Genomic DNA, 2485 nt, shown 5'->3' on the forward strand with positions numbered 1-2485 from the left:
CTCCAGGACCGGGTGCGCGGCCCTGGCCATATCCGCCGCGGTCCTCGCCGTCATCGCCCTCTGCGCAGCTGCGGCCCTCGCCGTCTCCGGCTTCTTCGACAAGCCGGACAGTCCTCCCGAAGAGCGACTCGCCAAGAAGGCCGGTCTGACCGAATACCGACTGAGAAAGGCCGTGCGGGACGGAACCCTCACCGATCCCGAGATCGCGTACGCAGCCGGCGGGCAGTGGAGCGTCGAGCGTGAACCCTCCGCCATCCGCATCGTCGTCGGCTACAGCCCGGAATCGGTTTGCTACGAGTACGAGATCCCCGACCCCCTGAACGCCTCAACGTCGATACACCGCACCCGACTTGAGCAGTGCCCTGCCTTGCCGAAGGACCCGGCGTGAGGGTGGCGCGTGCCCCTGGCCGCCGCAGCGGCCGCCGAAGAGATCTTGCCGCACCGGGCGACGTATGGCGCACCGGCTTCAACTCCGGAGACCTCTCGAATCAGTTCAGGCGTAGCGTGCGTCGGGGTTGAGGTGGGCGCCCGTCGGGCAGATGAGGTCGTGCTGCCAGCGGAGCGCGGGGTGGCCGTCGATCCAGTAGGTGTGGGCGCCCCCGGCGTGATGCGGAGCCGCACCGCGGTGATGTCCGGGCGGTCCGCGTCCTGCCAGGCGGCGAGGGCCCGCTCGATAGCGTCCCACAGCATTGCGGGGCCGCCCTGGCGGACCGTCCAGGTGCCGTCGTTCTCCGTGAACGAGGCGAAGGACTCGCGGTCCGGGGCGAAGAGGTACAGCAGCCGGCTGCCCTCCAGCGATGTGGCGCGGATGAACCGAGCCCCCGGGGCGGCGAGCTGCGCGAGGAAGGCCGGCATCCAGTCCTCCAACAGCAGCGGGGACACCTTGGTCTCTCGCTCGCTGTCGGCGTAGGCGGTGCGGGCCGACAGGTCACCGGCGATCGGCACCTCAGCCTGGGACCGGGCCTGCATAAAGGAGCTACGGCCGACGATCCTGCCCTCGGCGGTGCCGTCGTCGGCGACGGTGACCTTTGCCAGGCCGGTGCCGTAGAGCCAGGAGCCGCCGATCGTGGTCAGCACGATGCCGCCCGGCTTGGTCTGCCTGATCCAGGTGTAGGGGATGCGGCGCACGGCGCAGGTGGCGATGACGCGGTCGTACGGGGCGCGGCGGGGGTGACCGAGGAGTCCGTCGCCGGTGACGGTCCAGGTCGAGTATGCCGGCGGTCTCCAGGGCATTGTCCGCGCGGGCCGACACGTCCGGGTCCACCTCGACGGTGGTGACGTTGTCCTCGCCGAGGCGGAAGCACATGAGGGCGGAGGAGTAGCCGGTTCCCGTGCCGATCTCCAGGACGTGGTGGTCTTCCTCGACCTCCAGTTTCTCCAGCATGTCCACGACGGTGAAAGGGGTGGTGGACGAGGAGGTCGGGGAGCCGGTCACCGGTCCGCTGACCTGGTCGGCGGTGAGATGTCCGTCGAGCTGTGTGGTCAGGGACTCGTCACGGTAGGCGATCCGCGTCCACGTGTCGGGGTCGGTACCGACCGCGCTCACTGGCCGCCACCGGCCACTGTTCGCGGGCAGGAAGACACCGGGGTTCAGGAACAGCTCGCGGGGAACGGCTTCCACCGCCGCCCGCCAGCGGGGGCTGCTGAGGACGCCCGCCTTCGTCAGACGGCCGGCGAGGGCGCGCCGCTCATCGGCAGTGTCGGTCATGGCGAAACTCCTTGGGGCAGCAGTCCTGCGAATGCGGCGGACATGGCGAGGCCGGTGGATTCCTCCAGCCACCCCCACTGCCCGTTCGGGTTCAGCTCCAGCCACCAGAGGTCGCCTGCCTTGTCCACGGTGATGTCGAAGCTCCCAGAGGCCAGTCCGAAGCGATCGAGGTACGCGAGGAGCTCCTTCTCCACGCGGTCGGGCAGGTCCACTGCGCGGTAGGACAGCGCAGAGTAGTCCTTGCGCCAGTCCAGCATCCCGGAGCCGATCCGTACCGCGAACACCTCGCGGCCCACGACCAGCACGCGGAGGTCGGCCACCTTGTCCACCACGGCCTGGAAGAGGTGCGGCACCAGGGCCAGGCTCTCGTCGATCTCCGACGCTGTGACCGGATCGGCCCACCCGGTCACAGGAACGCCGTTGCGCTGGTACGGCGTCCACCGGAGCGTTTTGAAGATCACCCGATCGTGGCCGCCGATGAAGGACCGCGCCTCGTCCGGGTCATTGGTGACCAGCGTCGGAGGTATGTTCAGCCCGAGGCGGTGGGCGACGGCGAGCTGGGCAGGCTTGTAGTCGGCGGCAGCGTTGCGCAGCGGATGGTTGACCCACAACGGCCCGTCCAGGGCATACAGAGTGCCGCCGAGCCCATAGCGGACCTGGGCCGCCGCGAACCGCGCGTCATCCGGACCGAGGTGCGGGAAGGCGGGCCACACCGGGCGGCGCCAGTACACCGACCGAACACTGGCCAGGTCGACGATCCGCGACGGAGTGCGAAGC

At 69.6% G+C, this 2485-nt stretch carries 2 protein-coding genes and 1 pseudogene; 1 reads left to right on the forward strand and 2 read right to left on the reverse strand.

The genetic code is table 11. From position 1 onward, the window contains the following. Positions 1–388: hypothetical protein (locus ACFU8Q_RS40950; protein ID WP_384465154.1), on the forward strand; the 388-nt coding region annotated here is incomplete at its 5' end. 105 nt (positions 389–493) lie between these two features. Here the strand turns inward: ACFU8Q_RS40950 and tgmC are convergent. Beyond that, positions 494–1708, reverse strand: a pseudogene (tgmC, locus tag ACFU8Q_RS40955) (ATP-grasp peptide maturase system methyltransferase). After that, the coding region (locus tag ACFU8Q_RS40960) for an ATP-grasp ribosomal peptide maturase (RefSeq protein ID WP_384465157.1) at positions 1705–2485 on the reverse strand (781 nt) is incomplete at its 5' end. The pseudogene tgmC and the gene ACFU8Q_RS40960, both read right to left, overlap by 4 nt.

This window comes from Streptomyces sp. NPDC057543 (assembly GCF_042801895.1).
GTDB lineage: Bacteria > Actinomycetota > Actinomycetes > Streptomycetales > Streptomycetaceae > Streptomyces.